The organism is Asaia lannensis NBRC 102526 (assembly GCF_024054035.1).
Taxonomy (GTDB): domain Bacteria; phylum Pseudomonadota; class Alphaproteobacteria; order Acetobacterales; family Acetobacteraceae; genus Asaia; species Asaia lannensis.
The window spans coordinates 189,284-204,615 of sequence record NZ_JAMXQU010000001.1; the positions used below are offsets into that span (position 1 = coordinate 189,284).

Here is a 15,332-nt window from a genome sequence, read left to right on the forward strand (position 1 = left end):
AGACGATATCCGAAAAAGGGAGGACGCTCTCGATTGGGCAACCTGAAAGCGTCTCACGGGGTCGAATTTCAGGAAAAGAGAATGGCAGAGAGCTTGCGACGGGCAGGCAGCGTTGCCGGGTCGCTATTTCCCCAGGCTTCGAAAAACCGCAGCAGCTCGGCTTTTGCCGCGCCATCGTTCCAGTCGCGATCCTCACGGATGATCGATAGCAGCGTGTCGGCGGCCTCCTGTTTCATGCCGGCGCCGTTGAAGGCCCCTGCAAGACGAAAACGCAGGGCGAGATCGTCCGGCGCGGCTTCACATTCCGCCCGTAGCCCGTCCAGCGCTGCGGCTGCCTGTCGGCTCTCCTTGTGCAGGGCCAGGGCGGAGCGGGCACCGGAGATGGCAGGATGTTCTGCGAGCTTGGCGGGAACCTGGCTCAGTGCTTCGTCAGCACCTTCGTCGTCATCCAGCGCAATGAGTGCCCGGATCATGCCGCCCCATCCTTCGGGGTTTTCCGGCTCGATTTCGAGAAGCGAGGCGAAAAGGCTCGCCGCCTCAGCGGCTTCACCCCCCTGAAGAGCTGCCGTGGCAGCCGCCAGCAGGTCGGCGCTGGGGAGCGTAGCCCCTGTCGCCTTGACGATCTGTTCGATAAAGCGACGCACTTCGCTCTCGGGCTGCGCGCCCTGGAGAATGTCGACAATCTGTCCTTTATAGAACGCAGCGACGAGCGGAATGGACTGTATGGGCAATCCGACCTGACCCAGCTGGGCTGCCAGAGCGGCATTGGCCTCGATATCGACCTTGACCAGCTTGACCCGACCGCCGGCGGCCGTCACGGCGCGCTCGAGGATGGGAGTCAGCTGCTTGCAGGGGCCGCACCAGGGGGCCCAGAAATCGACCAGCACGGGCAGCTGACGGCTGGCCTCAAGCACTTCGGGCATGAAGCTGCGCTGATCGGCATTGACAATCAAAGTCCCCGCCGGAGCACCGGTGGCTGCTCCTGTGCCTGTCTCGCTTCCGGTCTGGGGACGATTCTGCCCTATAATATAGTCCATGAATTCTCTCTGTTCCGAAGCGCTGTGGCCGTAGCCCTCAGACGCCTTGATAGGTTTGCCCTGTAGATTGCCCTCTGGACATACGGAAGCAAGTCCAGAGAGAGATCCCGGTGAACTCCACACCGGAAAGAGAGAGAAAAGTGAAAAAAAACGACTTTTTCGAAAAAACCCTCTTGCACGGTAGGGCTGTAGGCAGTATTCACCCGTCCAACGGAACGCGGGCGTAGCTCAGGGGTAGAGCACAACCTTGCCAAGGTTGGGGTCGTGGGTTCGAATCCCATCGCCCGCTCCAGATAATCGAATGAATTATCTGGAGCGGCGCTTCCGAAATCTACAAAATCAAAATGAATATTACGCTTTCCGGAAAGTTAACTTTCTGAAATTTGCGTGATTATTTCGCTATCAAATCCTTGCATACCAACGAACCTGACCCGTCGATCAACTAAAACTTGCTCTGATCCGGTTGCGTCGTGCACAGAACGTTTTAAACCGTCGCAAGGTAACAAAAAAATAATGCGGCGAGATTTTGAGACACTTTCCCACGATAAGAAGGTATTTGCGCTCAGTTCCTGTCATGGCAGGAATCGGGGTTGTTCTGACTGCATCCTGGCTCATGGGGGGCAAGGCCCATGCGTCGGATGCCGAACCCCAGCCGAAACATGATCAATGGTACACGGGGTCGCTTATTTCCCCCTCCGGGCCGCAGTTCAAGGCGGGCGTTCTCGGGCTCGAGCCTTACCTGACATATAATCAGCCTGTGGATTATCTGGGCTCCAATGGCCGCAGCATGCCTTTCGGTCCAGGTCAGAGAACCATCACTAGCTCCACCATGGTCAAATACGGCCTGACCGATCATATCAGTATCCAGATTTTCCCGGCCATAAGCTACGGTTGGAAGCGTGGCGACGGCACGACCAGCAGCCTGAAATTCGGCGATATGCCTGTCGATTTCCTGTGGCGCTTCGTCGACCCGAACCCGAAACGCTACATTCCGGCCCTGAGCCTTTTTGCCGGTATGCTCATGCCGACGGGCGATTACACCAATCTCGGTCGCAGCCAGGACGGTGTCGGTAACGGCGCCTATGTATTCCGTACGGCACTGGTCGAGCAATCCACCTATGATCTGCCTCACGATCATACGCTGCGTCTGCGCATGTGGGCGACGTTCCGCCGTGCAGTGACCTCTGCCCGCCTCGACAATCTGACGAGCTACGGTACCACGAAGGGCTTCGTCGGGCGCGGCCGACCCGGCATGAGCGGTCAGACGGGTTTTTCGCTTGAATACGGTATCAACCAGCGCTGGGTTCTGGCCGTGGATATGGTGCGCGACTGGGCCAATGGTGCACGCGTCTGGGGTTCGGACGCATTGGGGCGCCGTATCGATCGTATCGGTGGATCGAGAGGCGACTGGATGGTGGCGCCTGCCGTCGAATATAGCTGGTCGCCGCGTTTCGGCGTCATTATCGGCGCATCGACCTTCTTCGCCGGACACAACACCAATCTGAATGTCGCGCCCCAGATGGCCGTCAATATGGTGTTCTGACAGCCTCAAGGCGTCATGATGTCTCTGCCGGTATCCTTGCGGGCTTGCCTCGCCGGTAAGAGAGCGTCACCCTCGATCGTTTGCAGGTTGAGGAAACTTCATCATGGCGGTCGAGGACCAGTCGCATAGCCTTCATCGTCAGCTTGGTCCGTTCAGCCTGCTGATGATGGGGATCGGCAGCGTGGTCGGGGCTGGTATCTATGTGCTGCCGGGGATCGCCGCAGCGCAATATGCCGGACCCGCTGTTTTGCTCTCCTTTGTTCTGGCAGCCCTGAGCTGCGGCTTCATAGGCCTGTGCTATGCCGAGCTGGCCTCTGCCCTGCCGCAAGCCATGGGGGGCGCCTACGGCTATTCACGCGCCATACTGGGGGTCAGGCCTGCCTGGTGGGTCGCATGGATGCTCGTGCTGGAATATGCCCTGGCCGGGTCTGCGGTTTCTGTCGGACTGACAGGATATCTCTCGAAACTTCTTCAGTCGCTTGGCGTGGTTCTGCCGTCATCACTGACCGAATCGATGGTCGTATGGCGCGACGGCAGTTTTCACATTGCCTCACAGATCAATGCCGTAGCTCTTTTCCTCGTTCTGGTTCTGGGGCTGATCCTGTCGCGCGGCATCCGTCAGGCCAGCTGGGCCAATGGGTGTTTCGTTCTGCTCAAGCTCTGCGTGCTGGTTGTGTTCGTCAGCGTCGGGTTTTTCCATGTCAGGCCCGATCTCTGGCATCCGTTTCTGCCTCCATCGGAAGGCGGATTTCATTTCGGGCTGATGGGGCTGCTGCGTGCCGTCGCTGTCGTTTCTTTTGCCTATCTGGGCTTCGATTCGATCTCCATCGCTGCATCGGAGGCGCGTAACCCGGGGCGGGATGTTCCGTTCGGGTTGATTGGCGCGCTTGCGATCAGTGCCGTGCTTTACGTCATGGTGTCTCTCGTCATGACAGGGCTTGTCCCGTTTCGTCAGCTCGGGGTTGCCAGCCCTATCGCCCTTGCGGTGCAGGCTCTGGCCATGCCCGCTCTCGGGCTCGTTCTGCAGTTCGGATCGGTGATCGGTCTCGGGTCGGTGCTGTTCGTCAGCCTCTACGGACAGTCGCGGCTATGCCATATTCTGGCTCATGACCGTCTGGTAAGCCCGAAGCTGAGCCTGACCGATCCTGCAAGCGGGGCACCTGTTCTGGCCATCGCGCTCACGACTGGGCTGACGGCGCTCACTGCGGCCCTGTTACCGATCGTCCTGCTGGCCGATCTGGTCAGTATCGGCACCATGATCGGATTTCTCGTCATTGCCGTTGCCGTGATGAAACTGCGTGGCGACGATGAAAGTCCCCGTGCCCGCTTTCGTGTACCGCTTGGTGGCATACGCGTCGGCACGCTCTGGCTGGGAGTGGTGCCGGTTCTCGCCATCGTGGCCTGCCTGATCAATCTGGCAACAGTCCTGAGCGATCTGATGGTCCAGAGCCTGCATGGCGACTGGATACCGCTGGTTTTCCTCGTACTTTACTGCATGGTGGGCTTTCTGCTCGGCAGACGCGCCGTGGTGCGCAACGCGTGAAACGCGTGCTGCGGCAACCTTTCACACCGTGAAAGGTTGAGGTCCATACCTGTTGCGCACGCAAGGGTTCGGCGCGCAGTATGATTTTCGACAGATTGGGGAGATGGTGCCGACACTCGGAATTGAACCGAGGACCTACTGATTACGAATCAGTTGCTCTACCCCTGAGCTATGTCGGCGTCCTTGGCGCGGTGCTATAGCCGAGACCGCATCGGACTGCAACAGGGCAAACACCTATCTCTCATCGGAATCGTCCGCTACACTATGATTCATGTCTGATCGCTTCCACAAGCGTCTTTGGCGCAACGCTGTCACCATGACCACCGTGGCGCCGCCCACCCCAACCCTCAAGGTTGTGGAAGGGCTGCGCGAGTGTCCATGCTGTGGCCTGTTCCAGACGGTACCCCGCCTCAAGCGTGGACAGGTGGCTTATTGCACGCGTTGCGATGCCCAACTGGCGCGCCGCCGTCGCACGGCACCGATTGCCGCTCCGACGGCGTTCTGTATCGCTTCCGCAGCGCTTTATCTGGCGCTGCTCATGACACAACTCCTGACGATCAATGTGCATGGCCGCGTCAATACCGTCACGATCCTTACGGGCCCCATAGAGCTGGGGCGCGAGGGATATGGTGAAATCGGTCTGATTGTCGGCCTGACGACTCTCGTCATGCCGGGTGTGGTGATCGCGCTTATGTGCGCCATACTTTATGGTGCTAGCAAGCGACAGATGCCCGACTGGGCGCCCATCCTCATGTCCTGGTACGAGCGGCTACGCGAATGGTCGATGATCGAGGTCTATATCCTCGGTGTTTTCGTCGCCTATACCAAGCTGATCGACCTTGCGATCGTGGATCTCCAGGCAGGCGTCTTCCTGATCGCGGCACTCATGATCACCATGGCGGCGACCGATTCGACCCTCGATGTCGAACGCGTATGGGACAATCGCGACATCCATGACGAAATGGCGGATGGAGAGGGGCGTATCCTGCCGGTCGAGCATATACGCGCGACCGATGAGTCGATGCCGCCCCTGCAGCATATGCTTTCCTGCCATTCCTGCGGGCTGGTCATGGCATTCGACCATAAGGTGTCCAATGAGGGCGATATGGGCGATTGCCCGCGCTGTCACCAGATACTGCGTCGTCGCAAGGCGAATGGCATGAGCAATGCAGCAGCGCTGCTTCTGACAGGGATCATCTGCTACATTCCTGCCAATCTGCTGCCTGTCATGACCTATACGAAAATGGGCCAGCCAGATACCAGCACCATTATCCATGGTGTGATCGAGCTCTGGCAGTCGAACCTCATTCCGCTTGCCCTGCTTGTGCTGTTTGCCTCCATTACCGTGCCGGTGCTCAAGATCGTGTCTCTGGCCTGGATGGTGCTCGGCACATGGCGCAAGCAGAAGCGCGGTTTGCGCCAGCTGACAAAGCTTTATCGTCTTATCGATCTTATCGGTCGCTGGTCGATGATCGACGTGTTCATGATCTCAATTCTGGTTGCGATCGTACATTTTAATTTTCTCGCCAATGTTCTCGCCGATCCCGGTGTGGTTTTCTTCACCATCGTCGTCATCGTGACGATCTTTGCGGTACATAGCTTCGATCCACGCAGCATGTGGGACGCCGCTGGCGAAAACGGGCCTGTCCCTGTTCCCGACGAAGCACAAGATAATTCCGACCGAGGAGGGATCTCCGAGGGCGGTTCTTCATTTCCTCCTCACGATATGGAGCCTGAGCGCGCGTGAGCGACCAAAACGATCAATCCCGGCAGCAGACCCCGGCCCCTAAAAAGGCCGGGATCAGAAAGACACGTTTCTCGATCGTCTGGCTGATTCCGATCATCGCCATCGTCATTGCAGGCTGGCTTGCATGGCGCAGTCTGGCCAATCGCGGTCCGGATATCACCATCACATTCGACACGGCATCCGGCCTGACCGCCGGACAGACACAGGTCAAGAACAAGGCCGTGACGCTGGGAACGGTGCAGGATATCAGCCTGACGCCAGACATGCGTCGCGTCATTGTGCATGTCCGTATGAATGGCGGTACCGAGGACATCCTGACAGATCATACGCGCTTCTGGGTTGTGCGGCCGCGTATCAACGGAGCCAGTATCACAGGCCTCGAAACGCTTCTTTCCGGCGCCTATATCGCAATCGATCCGGGCGAAAAGGGTGGGCGTTACGAGAGCAACTTCACCGGTCTCGAAGCGGCGCCCGGTGTGCGCTCCGATCAGCCGGGTTCGACCTTCATGCTGGTAACGCCCACGCTCGGTTCGATCGGTGAGGGGGCTCCGGTCTTCTTCCGTGACATGTCAGTCGGTGAGGTGCTCGGCTATACCATGCCGCCGGGTGGTGAGGGGCCGATCATGGTCCAGGTGTTCATCAAGGCACCCTTCGATCATTACCTGCGCACCGATTCCCGGTTCTGGAACGTGTCCGGCGTTCAGGTCGGTCTGGGTGCTGGCGGTCTCAAGGTTCAGCTGACGTCGCTTCAGGCTCTGCTTTCCGGTGGTGTCGCCTTCGGTCTGCCGACGCGTCGCCTCAAGGTCGATGCCCCCGAGGCCCCGGCCAATTCGGTATTCCGCCTTTATGCCAGTCAGGCAGAGGCGGATAACGCGCGCTATCATCAGCGTGTCAAGGTGGCCACCTATCTCGACAGCTCGGTCAAGGGGCTCACATCGGGCGCTACGGTCAGCATGTTCGGCATTCAGGTGGGCAGCGTGACGGATGTGTCGCTCAAGGTGAACGAGAAGGACGCCTCGGCCCGCGTGCGCGTCGAAATGGAGCTGGAGCCGGAACGTGTTCTGAACTCCGACGAGACATCGCGCGATGCGCAGCACAAGCTTCTTGAAGCCTTTGTGGCCAAGGGTATGCGCGCCTCGGTGGAAAGTGCGAGCTTCCTGACCGGCGAATCCATGATCGGCCTGCAGTTCATCAAGAATGCCAAGCCGGCTTCGCTGACCTATGAAGACGATGTCGCCATTATTCCGAGCCAGCCGGGCGGTCTCGATGGCATCATGGCATCGGCTGCAACGACCATGGACAAGGTGGCTGCCATGCCCCTTACCCAGATCGGTGAGCATCTGAACGATCTTCTGGCACATGCCGATCAGCGTCTGGCCAGCCCCGAGGTCAAGCAGTCGATCGTCGCCCTGCGTGACTCCCTGCGTCATGTTTCCGAGCTGACCCAGAACACGAATGAGGGCATGCAGCCGTTGCTCAAGAAGCTGCCCGCCATGAGCGATGCGCTTCAGGGAACGCTCAAGAACGCACAGACCGTGCTGGCGAGCTACGGTGGGGATACGGATTTCCATCGCGACCTTCAGGCCATGATCACGCAGCTCGGCCAGGCCGCGCGCTCGATCCGTTTCCTGACGGATTACCTGAACCATCATCCTTCGGCACTGATTACGGGACGCCACTGACGTGAAGATGCTTTCTTTCTCCTCCCCACGCCACGCCATGCGTCGATCCGCCCGGGTTCTGGCTCTGTCCGTCATGATGGCTACAGGTCTGACAGCCTGCGGCAGCGATCCGGTGCTCTATGCCATTGCACCGGTTCCGGGTGTCGCCCAGCAGGGCGGCCCGGTCACGGTCGAGGTCAGAACGCCGGTTGTGACCGCGAGCCTCGACCGCGATGAAATCGTGCGTCAGGACAAGGACTACAAACTCGCTATCGCCAAAGGAAATGCCTGGAGCGAGCCGATCGGTGACATGATCGGCCGCGTGCTCACCCGCGATCTGGCGCAACGCCTGCCCGGCACGACGGTCTTCGCCCAGAACGACGCCGTGTCGACGAAGCCTCTGGCTTTCGTCGAGGTGACGATCACTGCATTCAATGCCGATCAGCAGGGCAATGCCTCGCTTATCGGCACGCTTTCCGTCCACAGCGACAGGCCGGCCATCGGTCCCAATCTGACGGTGCCCGTCCAGCTTCAGGCCCGCTTGCAGAACAAGCGTGCCGATACGCTGGTTGCCGGTCTCAGCACGCTGACAGGACAACTGGCCGATATGGCGGCTCAGAAAGTCCGGTCCCTTCCTGTTCTGCCCATCACACCCTGAGACACGTCAGGGCTTTGCCCTGACCCCCAGCGGAAGCGTTCGCCGGTCAGGCGCCATCTACCGATGCTGTCATCGTGCATCGCTTCCGCGTCGGGCTCAGGCAAAGGGTTCGCAGGCAGGATATAAAAAAACCCGCCTCCTTTCAGGGGCGGGTTTTTCGATTCTTACGCCTGTTGCGAGACGATGAGAGCTTTTCGGCCTGTCAGAGCTTTTCGACCTGGGTGTAATCCAGCTCGACCGGTGTGGAGCGACCGAAGATCGACACGCTGACCTTGAGGCGCGAACGTTCTTCGTCCACTTCCTCGATCACACCGTTGAACGACGTGAAAGGACCGTCTGCCACGCGGATCTGCTCGCCGATCTCGAAGGTGAGTGCCGAACGCGGACGCTCGACACCTTCTTCGGCCTGCTTGAGCATACGCTCGGCTTCGGCCTCGGTAATGGGGGAGGGGCGATTACGCGTGCCCAGAAAGCCGGTAACCTTGGGTGTGTCCTTGACCAGATGCCATGCATCGTCGGTCAGTTCCATTTTCACCAGAACATAGCCAGGGAAGAACTTGCGCTCGGCATTGATCTTGCGACCGCGGCGGACTTCGGTGACGTCCTCTGAAGGAACCAGAACTTCCTCGAACTGGTCGCTCAGACCCTTCTGGGCAGCCTGTTCCTTGATGTGGGTCGCAATCTTCTTCTCGAACCCGGAATAGACATGCACGACGTACCAACGCTTAGCCATGGTTGTTCGTCTTAGCCTCCAACGCCAAAGAGTTCGCGTACGCCAAGCCCGATGACCTGGTCGACGACGAAAAAGAAAACTGAGGTAAGGGCAGCCATGGCAAGAACGGCGCCCGTCGTGATCAGCGTGTTACGGCGTGTCGGCCAGGTGATTCTGGTCGCCTCCGTACGCACGTCCTTCAGGTATTGCACCAGATTGAAACGTGCTGCTGGTTTGGAAGAGGGTTTCGGGGCGTCTTTTGAAGCGCCTCCCTTGGAGGGCGAAGACTGTTGCGACCCGTGTTTGGGGGTAGTGACCGACACCGTCATCCTCATATTCTTCAGAAAGCCGCGCGTGGCGGAATACCGCGCCCGACTCCGCTCGTTGGCTTGAAAGCCAGCGGCTGCGGCGTGGTGGCAGGGGCGGAGGGTCTCGAACTCTCAACCTCCGGTTTTGGAGACCGGCGCTCTAGCCAATTGAGCTACACCCCTATCGTCGTCCGCCTGGTCAGCTTTCCTGGATGAAACATCCGGTCCGGCTGGGTCATGACGAGACCACTTGCGGCGTAATGCGGCGCTCGGGCTTTTAAGTCAAGAGATCATTTGAAGTTTTTCGGCTAAAACTGTCTCTTGCTTCGCGTCGGGATCGGCGTTAGGGAAAGCCATCGACTGAAGCGCGGGCGTAGCATAGTGGTAATGCAGTAGCCTTCCAAGCTTCTGAGGAGGGTTCGATTCCCTTCGCCCGCTCCAGTCGTTTCCCATAAAATCGCTCAGTTGGCGTGACCGCCCGGTCGCAGTAAGCTTCCGGCAGTGCTTGTCGGTCTCGGCGGTCGGCCGTAGCCCTGCCGATTCCTGATACCCCCCGCATTTGCTGCCCGGCCCTCTGGCATGTCGTGCCAGAGGGCCGCAGGGCTTGCGGAGCCCATCACGACGAGGCTCCGGGTCTCATGCCGACCTGCTGGGGAGGGAGGTTACTCCGTCTCGCAGGGTTTGTGGCTGGGTTTTGCCGATGCGAATTGCGTGATCATGAGTGCGACGGGCGCATCGCCCACATTGCCGGACAGGTGTCCTGTATGTCCGTGGCTGTCGCGTTTGGCCCCGACATCCTCGCTCAGAAGCGCATCGCCCGGGTTCAGTTCCACGCGGGTGCCATCCATACTCTCCACGAACCAGACACCCTGAAGCGGGACGATCCACTGTACGCTTTCGGGGGCCTGCCACCCACCTTTCCAGTTTGCAGGCTGGATGCTGGTGATCATGCGTGCCTGACCCTGCTGGGCATGGTTTACCCATTGCGGGTCCGCATGAGCGGCCAGCTGGCTCAGTTTGAAGTTCTTGAGCTTGCACTTCGTCAGATGGCTGATGCCCGCCTGATCGACCCAGTTGTCCCAGTAAGGCACGCCAGCCGGTTGCGCGTTGGCGTCCTGCGTGCCGGACGGTGCGACGGGGTCCGGTCCGTCCCGCAGGATTTCGGCCTGCGCCTCGAACGAGGCGAAGGCAACGATCAGTGGAAGCGCGCGCAGAACAGATCGCCGGGGAAAAGAGAGGCAGGAAAAAGAGAGATGGGAGAGAAGGCGAGCGGGTGAAACAAAAGGCATAAAAAGAAAGCGCTTTCCTGTTTTTGCTTGAAAGAGAGGCCCTTTTGGCAAAAACCGACCTGCATGGGCAAATCTGCAACAATTCACGCCTCCCGAAGCGCAGGCGGATAAACCCCTCGTGTTTTAGGGGAGTCGCGCCGCAGAGTGTCAGTTGCACTTGGCGCGGCCCGCGTGCTAGACGCCCCGCGAGGCCTGATCCGTTATTGCGGAATCGGGACGAACAGTCTCGTTACCTGAGTCATGATCGATCGGTTCCATGAACGATGCGTTGGGCACCACGCCCTGCACTGTGGTCGCGACGGTCATCAGGATGTTTGTGTAATTGGGGTGGGAACGCCGGACGTGACAGTGGTCGAAACAGCCGAGGCACCGCAGATCAGCATGAATGCGTCGGGGGGCATGGCGCAGCGCTACGCTCTCGCGCTGTATGAATATGCTGAAGAGAAATCGGTGCTTCCGGAAGTGCTGAATCAGGTACGCGCTCTGCGCAAGCTGATCGCGGAGAGCGCTGCGCTGCGCGAATTCCTGTCTGACCAGACACTCGATTTCCGTCAGGAAGCCAAGGGGCTTGAGGCCGTTCTCAATGCCCAGGGCTTCAGCGATACGCTCAAGCGCTTTATCGGTGTGATCGCCCGCAACCGACGCGCCTCACGTCTTGACGATATTCTCGGTGCCGTTATCGCCCTCGACGCAAAACGTCGTGGCGAGACGGTTGCCGAAGTGCGCAGCGCCCAGCCTCTCACGGCCGGTCAGCGCAGCGCCTTGCAGACCCGCCTGGCCGAAGCGGGCTATGCCCGCGTCTCCATGATCGAACGCGTCGAGCCCGAGCTGATCGGTGGTCTTGTCGTGCAGATCGGCGCCAAGCTATTTGACACTTCCATTCGCGGGCGTCTGACCCGCATCCAGAATGCCATGAAGGGAGCCGCGTGATGGATATCCGTCCCGCAGAGATTTCGGACATCCTCAAGCAGCAGATCGCGTCCTTCAATGACGAAGCGCAGGTCTCCGAGACGGGCACCGTCCTGTCCATCGGCGACGGTATTGCGCGCGTTTATGGCCTGTCCAATGCCATGTCCGGTGAAATGGTCGATTTCCAGGCCACTGGCGATCGCGGCATGGTGCTGAACCTTGAAGAAAACAGCGTCGGTATCGTTGTGTTCGGCGATGGTGATGGCATCCGTGAAGGTGATATCGTCACCCGCACCGGCGCCGTGGTCGAAGTGCCGGTCGGCAAGGGCCTTCTTGGCCGCGTTGTCGATGCGCTCGGCAACCCGATCGACGGCAAGGGTCCTCTGACCGACGTCGTGATGAAGCGCGCCGAAGTGATGGCTCCTGGCATCATGCCGCGCCAGTCAGTGTGCGAGCCGATGCAGACCGGTATCAAGGCGATCGACGCGCTGGTGCCGATCGGCCGCGGCCAGCGTGAGCTTGTGATCGGTGACCGTCAGACCGGCAAGACCGCCATTCTGGTTGACACCATCGTGGCCCAGAAGCCCGTCAATGCCACAGGTGACGAGAAGCAGAAGCTTTACTGCATCTATGTCGCGATCGGCCAGAAGCGCTCGACCGTTGCCAATCTCGTTCGCACGCTGACGGAAGAAGGCTCGATGGAATACTCCATCGTCGTTGCCGCCACCGCGTCCGATCCGGCACCGATGCAGTATCTCGCTCCTTATTCGGCTTGTTCGATGGGTGAGTTCTTCCGTGACAACGGCATGCATGCCCTGATCTGCTATGACGATCTGTCCAAGCAGGCTGTTGCCTATCGCCAGATGTCGCTTCTGCTGCGTCGTCCGCCGGGCCGCGAAGCTTATCCGGGTGACGTGTTCTATCTGCATTCGCGTCTGCTCGAGCGCGCTGCCAAGATGTCCGATGCGTTCGGCGCTGGCTCGCTGACAGCCCTGCCGGTCATCGAGACGCAGGCTGGTGACGTTGCTGCCTACATCCCGACCAACGTGATTTCGATCACAGACGGTCAGATCTTCCTTGAGACCGACCTGTTCTACAAGGGTATCCGTCCTGCTGTGAACGTCGGTGGCTCGGTGTCGCGCGTCGGTTCGGCAGCCCAGATCAAGGCGATGAAGCAGGTTGCGGGCAAGATCAAGCTGGATCTCGCCCAGTATCGTGAAATGGCTGCCTTCGCGCAGTTCGCCTCCGATCTCGATCCTGCAACCCGCAAGCAGCTCGAGCGCGGTGCCCGTCTGACGGAGCTGCTGAAGCAGCCGCAGACGTCGCCGCTGCCGGTTGAAGAGCAGGTTGTGGTGCTGTTTGCCGGTACGCGTGGCTTCGTCGATGCGATCAAGGTCGATCAGGTTGTGCGTTACGAGGCTGCACTGCTCGCCGAGATGCGCGGTCCGGGCAAGGACATCCTCGATGCCATCCGCAATGATCGCCAGATCAAGCCGGAAACCGAAGCCAAGCTCACCGAACTGCTGACGGCGTTCAACAAGCGCTTTGCAGCCTAAGGACGGACCATGCCCTCGCTGAAGGAACTGCGCGCCCGGATCGTGGGCGTAAAATCGCAGCGCAAGATCACGAGTGCCATGAAAATGGTCGCAGCTTCCAAGCTGCGCCGTTTTCAGAAGCACGCTGAAGCTTCGCGCCCCTACGCTGCCGCCATGCGTCGCATGCTCTCCGAGCTTGCAACCGCAACAGCCGGTCAGGGCGAGCTGCCCGCTCTTCTCGAGGGCGGCAAGGGATCGACCCATCTCGTCGTTGTGCTGACCAGCGATTTCGGTCTGGCCGGTGGCTTCAACGCCAATCTGGTGCGCAGCACACGACAGATCGTCTCGCGTCTGGAATCCCAGGGCGAGCGCGTTCGTATCCTTCCTGTCGGGCGCAAGGGTGGCGAAGCCATGACGCGCCTTTATCCGGACAAGCTGATCGAGCTGATTGCCGGAACGGCAGGCCGCGAGGTCCAGTTCCAGAAGGCCGCAGATCTCGGTCAGCGCGTTACCGAGCTCCTGATGAACGGTGAGGTCGATCGCGTGACGGTGGTGTTCAACCGCTTCGTCAACGCCATGACACAGATCCCGACCGAGGAGGTTCTCGTACCGCTGACGGTGGCAGAGAACGACAACGCGACCGAATATACCGCTCAATACGATTTTGAGCCCAATGAAGGTGAGCTGCTCGCTCAGCTTCTGCCGCGTAATATCCAGATCCAGTTCTACGCAGCACTTCTCGAAAGTGCGGCCGGTGAGCAGGGTGCGCGCATGACGGCGATGGATAACGCGACACGGAATGCAGGCAAGGCGATCGACTCTCTGTCGCAGCGCTACAACCGCACCCGCCAGAGCAACATCACCAAAGAACTTATCGAGATCATCTCCGGCGCTGAAGCCGTCTGAGACTTTTACGCAGGAGCCGAAATACGATGTCCGAAACTCTGTCGTCTGCCAGCAGCAACGTCGTGGGTCGCGTGACGCAGGTCCGCGGTCCCGTGGTCGATGTCCAGTTCGAAGGCACGCTGCCGCATATCCTCAATGCGCTGCACGTCCAGATTGGCGACAAGACCCTTGTGCTCGAAGTGGCACAGGAAATCGGTGAGCGCGAAGTGCGCTGCATCGCCATGGAAAGCACCGACGGGCTGGTCCGTGGAAGCGCAGTGAAAGATACCGGCGCGCAGATCACCGTGCCGGTCGGCCCGGCAACGCTCGGCCGCATCCTGAACGTCATCGGCGAGCCCGTCGACGAGCGCGGCCCGGTCGTGTCCGACAAGCATTACCCGATCCACCGCAAGGCTCCGTCCTTCGAAGATCAGGCTGCTGCGTCCGAAATTCTCGTGACCGGCATCAAGGTCGTCGATCTGCTCTGCCCCTACCTCAAGGGCGGCAAGATCGGTCTGTTCGGTGGTGCCGGCGTCGGCAAGACCGTCATCATCCAGGAACTGATCAACAACATCGCCAAGGCTCATGGCGGCGTGTCCGTCTTCGCCGGTGTCGGTGAGCGTACGCGTGAAGGTAACGACCTGTATTTCGAAATGCAGGATGCCGGCGTGATCAAGATCGGTGAAGACGGCTCGACGGCTGGCTCCAAGGTGGCCCTGGTCTATGGCCAGATGAACGAGCCGCCGGGTGCCCGCGCACGTGTCGCTCTCTCCGCCCTGTCTCTCGCAGAATATTTCCGCGACGAGGAAGGTCAGGACGTGCTGTTCTTCGTGGACAACATCTTCCGCTTCACACAGGCCGGTTCTGAAGTTTCGGCTCTGCTGGGTCGTATTCCTTCGGCCGTGGGCTATCAGCCGACGCTGGCCACCGAGATGGGTGCCCTCCAGGAGCGTATTACCTCCACCAAGAAGGGCTCGATCACCTCGGTTCAGGCCGTTTACGTGCCTGCCGACGATCTGACCGATCCGGCGCCCGCCGCGACCTTCGCCCATCTCGACGCCACGACCGTGCTTAACCGCTCGATCGCTGAAATGGGCATCTATCCGGCCGTCGATCCGCTGGACTCCACCTCGCGTTCGCTCGATCCGAAGATTGTCGGTGACGAGCACTACCAGGTTGCCCGTGACGTGCAGCGTATCCTTCAGACCTATAAGGGCCTGCAGGACATCATCGCGATCCTGGGCATGGATGAGCTGTCGGAAGAGGACAAGCAGGTCGTGGCGCGTGCGCGTCGCATCCAGCGCTTCCTGTCGCAGCCCTTCCACGTGGCCGAAGTGTTCACGGGTTCGCCTGGCAAGCTGGTCTCGCTGGACGACACGGTACGCAGCTTCAAGGCTATCGTGGCCGGTGAATACGATCACCTGCCGGAAAGCGCTTTCTACATGGTCGGGCCGATCGAAGAAGCGATCGCCAAGGCCGAAAAGATGAAGGAGTCGGCGTAAGCC

General features: G+C 59.8%; 13 protein-coding genes and 4 tRNA genes. 11 read left to right on the plus strand and 6 right to left on the minus strand.

Going from position 1 to position 15,332, the window contains the following annotated elements; genetic code table 11:
* Positions 1 to 68 precede the first annotated feature (68 nt).
* Positions 69 to 1,037: a tetratricopeptide repeat protein gene (locus NF685_RS00815; protein WP_252848212.1), complete on the minus strand. Its 969-nt coding sequence runs from the start codon at positions 1,035 to 1,037 to the stop codon at positions 69 to 71.
* 217 nt (positions 1,038 to 1,254) lie between these two features.
* Here NF685_RS00815 and NF685_RS00820 point away from each other — a divergent pair.
* The 3 genes from NF685_RS00820 to NF685_RS00830 all read left to right on the plus strand — a co-directional run bounded on the left by NF685_RS00820 (position 1,255) and on the right by NF685_RS00830 (position 4,123).
* Positions 1,255 to 1,329, plus strand: a tRNA-Gly gene (locus tag NF685_RS00820).
* Between the two features lie 264 nt (positions 1,330 to 1,593).
* Positions 1,594 to 2,580 (plus strand): hypothetical protein, encoded by a 987-nt coding sequence (locus NF685_RS00825; RefSeq protein WP_252848213.1) that lies wholly within the window; start codon positions 1,594 to 1,596, stop codon positions 2,578 to 2,580.
* A gap of 103 nt (positions 2,581 to 2,683) precedes the next feature.
* A complete protein-coding gene (locus tag NF685_RS00830; RefSeq protein WP_252848214.1) occupies positions 2,684 to 4,123 on the plus strand; it encodes an APC family permease in 1,440 nt (479 codons plus the stop codon).
* Positions 4,124 to 4,227: 104 nt separating this feature from the next.
* Here NF685_RS00830 and NF685_RS00835 read toward each other — a convergent pair.
* Positions 4,228 to 4,302: transfer RNA gene (locus NF685_RS00835), tRNA-Thr, on the minus strand.
* 92 nt (positions 4,303 to 4,394) lie between these two features.
* On the opposite strand from NF685_RS00835, the gene NF685_RS00840 reads away from it, so the two are divergent.
* Genes NF685_RS00840 through NF685_RS00850 form a run of 3 tightly spaced genes read left to right on the plus strand, consistent with a single transcriptional unit; the run spans position 4,395 to position 8,189 of the window.
* The gene (locus NF685_RS00840; protein WP_222546423.1) at positions 4,395 to 5,870 is read left to right on the plus strand and encodes a paraquat-inducible protein A; all 1,476 of its coding nucleotides are present in this window, start codon (positions 4,395 to 4,397) and stop codon (positions 5,868 to 5,870) included.
* Positions 5,867 to 7,552, plus strand: coding sequence for a PqiB family protein (locus tag NF685_RS00845; RefSeq protein WP_252848215.1), 1,686 nt, complete (start codon positions 5,867 to 5,869; stop codon positions 7,550 to 7,552). Before NF685_RS00840 ends, NF685_RS00845 begins: the two co-directional genes overlap by 4 nt.
* Positions 7,553 to 7,559: 7 nt before the next feature.
* Positions 7,560 to 8,189: a PqiC family protein gene (locus tag NF685_RS00850; RefSeq protein ID WP_252848471.1), complete on the plus strand. Its 630-nt coding sequence runs from the start codon at positions 7,560 to 7,562 to the stop codon at positions 8,187 to 8,189.
* A gap of 202 nt (positions 8,190 to 8,391) precedes the next feature.
* On the opposite strand, the gene nusG is transcribed toward NF685_RS00850, so the two are convergent.
* The 3 genes from nusG to NF685_RS00865 form a co-directional block, all read right to left on the minus strand.
* Entirely contained in the window at positions 8,392 to 8,922 is a 531-nt protein-coding gene (gene nusG / locus NF685_RS00855) for a transcription termination/antitermination protein NusG (RefSeq protein ID WP_023979810.1), read from the minus strand.
* An 11-nt stretch (positions 8,923 to 8,933) separates the two neighbouring features.
* On the minus strand, positions 8,934 to 9,230 hold the full coding sequence (gene secE, locus NF685_RS00860; RefSeq protein ID WP_222546424.1) for a preprotein translocase subunit SecE: 297 nt from the start codon (positions 9,228 to 9,230) through the stop codon (positions 8,934 to 8,936).
* Between the two features lie 85 nt (positions 9,231 to 9,315).
* A tRNA-Trp gene (locus NF685_RS00865) sits at positions 9,316 to 9,392 on the minus strand.
* Positions 9,393 to 9,576: 184 nt separating this feature from the next.
* Here NF685_RS00865 and NF685_RS00870 point away from each other — a divergent pair.
* Positions 9,577 to 9,650: transfer RNA gene (locus NF685_RS00870), tRNA-Gly, on the plus strand.
* A 221-nt stretch (positions 9,651 to 9,871) separates the two neighbouring features.
* Here the strand turns inward: NF685_RS00870 and NF685_RS00875 are convergent.
* Positions 9,872 to 10,498, minus strand: coding sequence for a cupin domain-containing protein (locus NF685_RS00875; RefSeq protein ID WP_252848216.1), 627 nt, complete (start codon positions 10,496 to 10,498; stop codon positions 9,872 to 9,874).
* A gap of 381 nt (positions 10,499 to 10,879) precedes the next feature.
* On the opposite strand from NF685_RS00875, the gene atpH reads away from it, so the two are divergent.
* The 4 genes from atpH to atpD are packed head-to-tail and all read left to right on the plus strand — an operon-like array spanning position 10,880 to position 15,329.
* Positions 10,880 to 11,428, plus strand: a complete 549-nt coding sequence (atpH, locus tag NF685_RS00880) for an ATP synthase F1 subunit delta (protein ID WP_252848472.1) — start codon at positions 10,880 to 10,882, stop codon at positions 11,426 to 11,428.
* Complete coding sequence (gene atpA, locus NF685_RS00885; RefSeq protein WP_222546426.1) at positions 11,428 to 12,963, plus strand: F0F1 ATP synthase subunit alpha; 1,536 nt, start codon at positions 11,428 to 11,430, stop codon at positions 12,961 to 12,963. The genes atpH and atpA overlap by 1 nt, the downstream gene beginning before the upstream one ends.
* A gap of 9 nt (positions 12,964 to 12,972) precedes the next feature.
* Positions 12,973 to 13,848 (plus strand): F0F1 ATP synthase subunit gamma, encoded by an 876-nt coding sequence (locus NF685_RS00890; protein ID WP_222546427.1) that lies wholly within the window; start codon positions 12,973 to 12,975, stop codon positions 13,846 to 13,848.
* 26 nt (positions 13,849 to 13,874) lie between these two features.
* The gene (gene atpD, locus NF685_RS00895) at positions 13,875 to 15,329 is read left to right on the plus strand and encodes a F0F1 ATP synthase subunit beta (protein WP_222546428.1); all 1,455 of its coding nucleotides are present in this window, start codon (positions 13,875 to 13,877) and stop codon (positions 15,327 to 15,329) included.
* Positions 15,330 to 15,332: the final 3 nt, after the last annotated feature.

Excerpts from the sequence above, each read along its gene's own strand:
- NF685_RS00830 (WP_252848214.1), top strand. The coding sequence starts at position 2,684 with ATGGCGGTCGAGGACCAGTCGCATAGCCTTCATCGTCAGCTTGGTCCG.
- NF685_RS00875 (WP_252848216.1), bottom strand. The coding sequence starts at position 10,498 with ATGCCTTTTGTTTCACCCGCTCGCCTTCTCTCCCATCTCTCTTTTTCC.
- NF685_RS00815 (WP_252848212.1), bottom strand. The coding sequence starts at position 1,037 with ATGGACTATATTATAGGGCAGAATCGTCCCCAGACCGGAAGCGAGACA.
- secE (WP_222546424.1), bottom strand. The coding sequence starts at position 9,230 with ATGACGGTGTCGGTCACTACCCCCAAACACGGGTCGCAACAGTCTTCG.
- atpA (WP_222546426.1), top strand. The coding sequence starts at position 11,428 with ATGGATATCCGTCCCGCAGAGATTTCGGACATCCTCAAGCAGCAGATC.
- NF685_RS00840 (WP_222546423.1), top strand. The coding sequence starts at position 4,395 with ATGTCTGATCGCTTCCACAAGCGTCTTTGGCGCAACGCTGTCACCATG.
- nusG (WP_023979810.1), bottom strand. The coding sequence starts at position 8,922 with ATGGCTAAGCGTTGGTACGTCGTGCATGTCTATTCCGGGTTCGAGAAG.
- NF685_RS00890 (WP_222546427.1), top strand. The coding sequence starts at position 12,973 with ATGCCCTCGCTGAAGGAACTGCGCGCCCGGATCGTGGGCGTAAAATCG.
- atpH (WP_252848472.1), top strand. The coding sequence starts at position 10,880 with ATGAATGCGTCGGGGGGCATGGCGCAGCGCTACGCTCTCGCGCTGTAT.
- atpD (WP_222546428.1), top strand. The coding sequence starts at position 13,875 with ATGTCCGAAACTCTGTCGTCTGCCAGCAGCAACGTCGTGGGTCGCGTG.
- NF685_RS00850 (WP_252848471.1), top strand. The coding sequence starts at position 7,560 with ATGCTTTCTTTCTCCTCCCCACGCCACGCCATGCGTCGATCCGCCCGG.